The organism is Kosmotoga sp., from assembly GCF_982836095.1.
This window is the reverse complement of sequence record NZ_CEYIHJ010000150.1, coordinates 1-4,643: the sequence shown is the minus strand read 5'-3', so window position 1 is coordinate 4,643 and position 4,643 is coordinate 1. Positions and strand designations below refer to the sequence as shown.

Here is a 4,643-nt window from a genome sequence, read left to right as displayed (position 1 = left end):
GAGAAATGGGTATTAGAAGGATCTATTGGAAAAGTCATTTCTAGGTATGCTCCTCAAGCTAATATTGTAATTTGGCTTAATTTTTCAAGATACTTTGCCATATATCGAGTATTGAAAAGAGTTCTTCTTCACTACAATAAAAAGACAAGAGCAGAGAATGGATATAAAAAGCGTATAATAAATGTGGCAAATAAAACTAAAAGGGAGTGAGAAACATGCTCACTTTCCTCAGCAAAAAAATAATGAGCAGATCCTTCAAAAAAACTATCTATCGCTTTCGAGAGTTGAAACCCATTAGCTTTAAAGGGAACTTTGGCGTCTATCTACACGTTCCTTTTTGTTATTCTAAGTGTTCATTTTGCCCTTTTTACAAAGAAATATACAATGCCAATTTGAAAAAATTGTATTTAGAAACGCTTCAGAAGGAAATAAAAGATACTGATATTACCGGTACAGCTAAGTGGGTGTATTTTGGAGGTGGAACACCAAACACACTGTCACTAAGGGAACTTTCCAATATCGTCAGTCTTCTCACTTCGAAAGTTACAGTTGAGGGCATGGGAATAGAACTGCTTCCGGGCTTGCTTACCTCAGATTATCTAAATGGATTGAAAGAAATTGGCTTTACGAAGGTGAGCGTAGGAATAGAAAGCTTCTCAAAAAAAGTAAGCAATCTCACAGGTCGAACAAGTGATAAGAAAATAAGCTACAAAGAAATCATAGAACTGGCGAAAAAGCTGGGGTTATGGATAAATGTTGACCTTATGGTGGGGTTGCCGGGACAAAACGAGGAAGTCTTTATCGAAGATATTTCAGGAATCTCTTATATACAGCCTAATCAAGTGACAATATACCCCTATATGAGCATTCGGAATAATGGAAAATCAATGCTTTCAGAGAAAACCCAGTTCAGCCTCATCGAGCAAGCTGCCAACCAATTAATTTCCAGCGGGTATACCCGGAAGGGAATATGGATATTTGCACAAGGTGATGAACTGTATGATTCGTCAAGGGACGAGCTTATAGAAGATTATGTGGGGTTTGGACCCGCTGCCTTTTCAACTGGGGAAAATTATAAGATTGTAAACCCGGATCTTTTTTCGTATGTCTTTGCGATAGAAAAGAGCAAAAAAATGGCGTTTATCGCTCCTAAAACTAAAACGACAGATGATTGGAGAAAATTCGCGAAAATGATCTATGACCTTAGGTGTGAACCCATTGACTCACTCCCTGAATACATAAACTCCTACATAAAGCTACTAAAAACAACCGGTTATTGTAAAAATGGTCACTTAACGAAAAAAGGCATATTCTTTGCCCACGCGCTCACAAAGACCGTTGTCGAATCGCTTCCCTTCCCGCTACAAAACCCAAGCACAGTTGAAAACTATTCAGATTATATGAGCTTCAAAAACGGCGCTATCAAAAAAGTGAACTGAACTTCTCGACCTTTCGCCAAAGAATGCGTCAACTATCCAGCCTTTAGGTTCAAGCAAGGGTTTTTGATAAAATACTAATATAGGCAATTACACGGAGGGAGCAATATGCTCAGAGTGAAAAACTTAAAAAAATCCTATGGGCACAATATAGCAGTGGACAATCTCTCTTTTGAAGTGAAAGATGGGGAAGTTTTCGCTTTGCTGGGGCCAAACGGTGCTGGAAAGACGACGACGCTCAAGTGTATTCTTGGGCTGAGAAAAAAGAACGCTGGAATAGTGAACTTTGATGGCCCCATAGCGTATTTGCCTGAAGAGAAAAACCTATATCCATCATACAAAGTTGAGAAACTAATCACCTTTGCCGGGGAATTGACAGAAGGTCTGAATGTAGAAAAGGCAATTTCTCTGGTTAAGGAATTCGATATAGATCTTAGAGAGAAAATTTCAAACCTCTCACGTGGTATGCTAACCCTCTTATATCTTGCGCTTGTCTTTTCACAAGAAGCTAATTTGTATATCATGGATGAACCCACCTGGGGATTGGACCCAATAATGCGCTCTCAAGCTTTAAAGCTTATAAAAGATCTCGCACAGTCTGGTAAAACCATACTGTACACAAGCCATATACTATCAGAAGTGGAAAAGCTCGCAGACAGCATTGCGATAATGAAAAAAGGGAAAATACTTGAAATGGGCCAAAAAGACGAGCTTATAAATAGCTACATGGCTGTAAAAGTTGAAAAAGGAAAGAAAATAAAAGGCTATCTCTGGAAAAGCACCGAAACTGAGGACATTTATATAGTGAAACGAAAAGAAGAACTGCGAGATTACGAACCTGCCCCATTCGGAGTGGTCTTTGAAGCTGTAATAAAAGGTGATGTGCAATGAAAAAAGAATTCTACGATATGAGGTTTCGCGCTTTAGTACTGTTTTTCATCATGCTAACACTTTTTCTGCTCATTGCACCTTTACAAAATTATGCCGTGGAGAGCCTGAAAAACCTTGAAAGAAGCTCAAACCAGCTATATGAAAAATATATTGGGCCTGGATATTCACAAATGCTCGCAAATTGGAGCTTTTACATGTACTCACAGTGGTTTGGGAAAAACTTTGGCCAGCTCGTACCTATAATCGCAATAGTGCTTGCTTTCCCTCTGTTTTCAAGAGAAACCGAAAACGGCACAATGGAATTTTTGCTCGCGCGCCGGAGTAGATTCAGGGTTTTCATGAGTAAAACAGCATCAGGGTTTATCGTGCTTTTTTCGTCATTGTTGTTGCTCTCGATGCTTCCAACTCTTTATTCATTTATAGCAGGGAAAGATTTTATCGGCGATGGCGTCCCCATGTTCACAACTTCTGTTTTAGCTGGCGGAACGCTCTGGTTTAGCGTTACTCTTTTCTTTTCAGTCCTGTTCAATGATCAGGTGAAACCCATACTCGCCTCTATTGGGACACTTGCCCTGACTACAGTACTGGGATTATTGAAATCACTGAGCTTTCTTAACACATACCATTACATTCTTGGGATAGACATTTTCAACTATGGTGAGGTAGATATTCCATACACACTCGCGTTAATTGTTATATCAATTATTTTGCTCTTTTCTGGATATTTCGCGTTCAAAAATAAAGAAATTTAGGAGGGATGGGCATGATTGTGGTAACCACGGATAATGTTCCGGGATATGAAATTTCAGAGGTTTTGGGTATTGTAATTGGAAACACGGTGCGGTCAAAGCACATGGGCAGAGACATAGCCGCAGCATTCAAAACTCTTGCAGGTGGCGAAATAAAAGGATACACGGAAATGCTCACTGAATCAAGAAACATAGCAATTCAACGTATGATCGATGAAGCCGAAAAAATGAATGCCGACGCCATAGTCGCCTTCAGGCTGGGAAGTTCCTCGGTAATGTCCGGAGCCGCTGAAATGCTCGCATATGGAACGGCGGTGAAGTTGAAGAAAGAAGAGTTGTGAGTTAGGAGTTAAGAGTTAGGAATTATGAGTTATGAGTCAAAAATAAGAGTTATGAGCCGTACGCACGCTAACCCCTGACGCAGTCAGGCACACCCCCAGCGTAGCTGGGCTTACCTACGCGCCAGCGCGCTCACCGGTTCTCGAATCTTAATTGAGATATGAGTTAGGAGTTATGAGATATTAGTTATGAGTGATTAGTGATTAGTTATGAGTTAATAGCTATGAATTATGAATGAAAGACAACATATATTTGGTCTTTCCCTTTTCATTTTATTGCTTCATGCGACAATAGTTTTTTCATTACAACAACACTTTCCTTAACGGAGGACAAGCTATGAACAACGGGAAGATAACTCTGAGACAACTTGAAACTCACTTATTCAAAGCGGCGGATATTTTAAGGGGCAAGATGGATGCTTCCGAATACAAAGAATATATATTCGGTATGCTTTTCTTGAAACGTGTATCGGATGTATTTAATGTGAAAAGAGAAGAAATAGAAAACAGATACAGGAAGCAAGGCTTTTTGAAAGAACAAATCAAAGAGCTTTTAGAAGATTCCAGTTCGTACGGGGATACATTCTTTGTCCCTGAAAGGGCGAGATGGGAAAACATCTTAACCCTGAAAGAAGATGTTGGTAACCATTTGAATAAAGCACTCGCAGCCGTTGAAGAAGCTAACCCTGAATTGGATGGTGTTTTAAAGCATATAGATTTTAATGCACAAAAAGGGAGAACCAGATTAAAGGATCAACAGCTCATCGATTTGATTCACCATTTCAACAAATATCGATTAACGAATGAAGATTTTGAATTCCCTGATTTGTTGGGTGCGGCGTATGAATATTTACTAAAGCAATTCGCCGATTCAGCCGGCAAAAAGGGAGGAGAATTCTATACCCCCACACAAGTCAAAAAATTGATGGTCAGTATTATAAAACCCGGAGAAGCTATGACCGTCTATGACCCAACAGTTGGGTCTGGAGGCTTTCTTATAGAAGCCAAAGAGTATGTAGAAGAGCAAGGGCAGAATTCGAGAAATTTAGCGCTATACGGGCAGGAATTCAACGGTGTAACATGGTCAATATGTAAAATGAACATGATACTTCACGGCATACCAGACGCGCACATAGAAAATGAAGATACGCTAACAAATCCAAGATTTGTCGAAAATGGCTATGTCAAGCGTTTTGACAGGGTAATTGCCAATCCACCATTTTCACAGA

Annotated in this window: 5 protein-coding genes and 1 pseudogene; all 6 read left to right on the top strand. The window is 39.7% G+C overall.

Annotated features, from left to right (window positions below):
* Positions 1-210, top strand: a pseudogene (locus AC3LHT_RS08975) (hypothetical protein); the annotation flags it as partial.
* A 5-nt stretch (positions 211-215) separates the two neighbouring features.
* Positions 216-1,439, top strand: coding sequence for a radical SAM protein (locus AC3LHT_RS08970; protein ID WP_290644296.1), 1,224 nt, complete (start codon positions 216-218; stop codon positions 1,437-1,439).
* A gap of 105 nt (positions 1,440-1,544) precedes the next feature.
* Positions 1,545-2,327: an ABC transporter ATP-binding protein gene (locus AC3LHT_RS08965; protein ID WP_488662647.1), complete on the top strand. Its 783-nt coding sequence runs from the start codon at positions 1,545-1,547 to the stop codon at positions 2,325-2,327.
* Positions 2,324-3,079, top strand: a complete 756-nt coding sequence (locus AC3LHT_RS08960; protein ID WP_488662646.1) for an ABC transporter permease — start codon at positions 2,324-2,326, stop codon at positions 3,077-3,079. Before AC3LHT_RS08965 ends, AC3LHT_RS08960 begins: the two co-directional genes overlap by 4 nt.
* 11 nt (positions 3,080-3,090) lie before the next feature.
* On the top strand, positions 3,091-3,417 hold the full coding sequence (locus AC3LHT_RS08955; RefSeq protein ID WP_488662645.1) for a heavy metal-binding domain-containing protein: 327 nt from the start codon (positions 3,091-3,093) through the stop codon (positions 3,415-3,417).
* Between the two features lie 334 nt (positions 3,418-3,751).
* The coding region (locus AC3LHT_RS08950; protein ID WP_488662644.1) for an N-6 DNA methylase at positions 3,752-4,643 on the top strand (892 nt) is incomplete at its 3' end.

Bases quoted from the DNA above. Each gene is read 5' to 3' on its own strand.
- AC3LHT_RS08970 (WP_290644296.1), top strand. From the start codon at position 216: ATGCTCACTTTCCTCAGCAAAAAAATAATGAGCAGATCCTTCAAAAAA.
- AC3LHT_RS08965 (WP_488662647.1), top strand. From the start codon at position 1,545: ATGCTCAGAGTGAAAAACTTAAAAAAATCCTATGGGCACAATATAGCA.
- AC3LHT_RS08960 (WP_488662646.1), top strand. From the start codon at position 2,324: ATGAAAAAAGAATTCTACGATATGAGGTTTCGCGCTTTAGTACTGTTT.
- AC3LHT_RS08955 (WP_488662645.1), top strand. From the start codon at position 3,091: ATGATTGTGGTAACCACGGATAATGTTCCGGGATATGAAATTTCAGAG.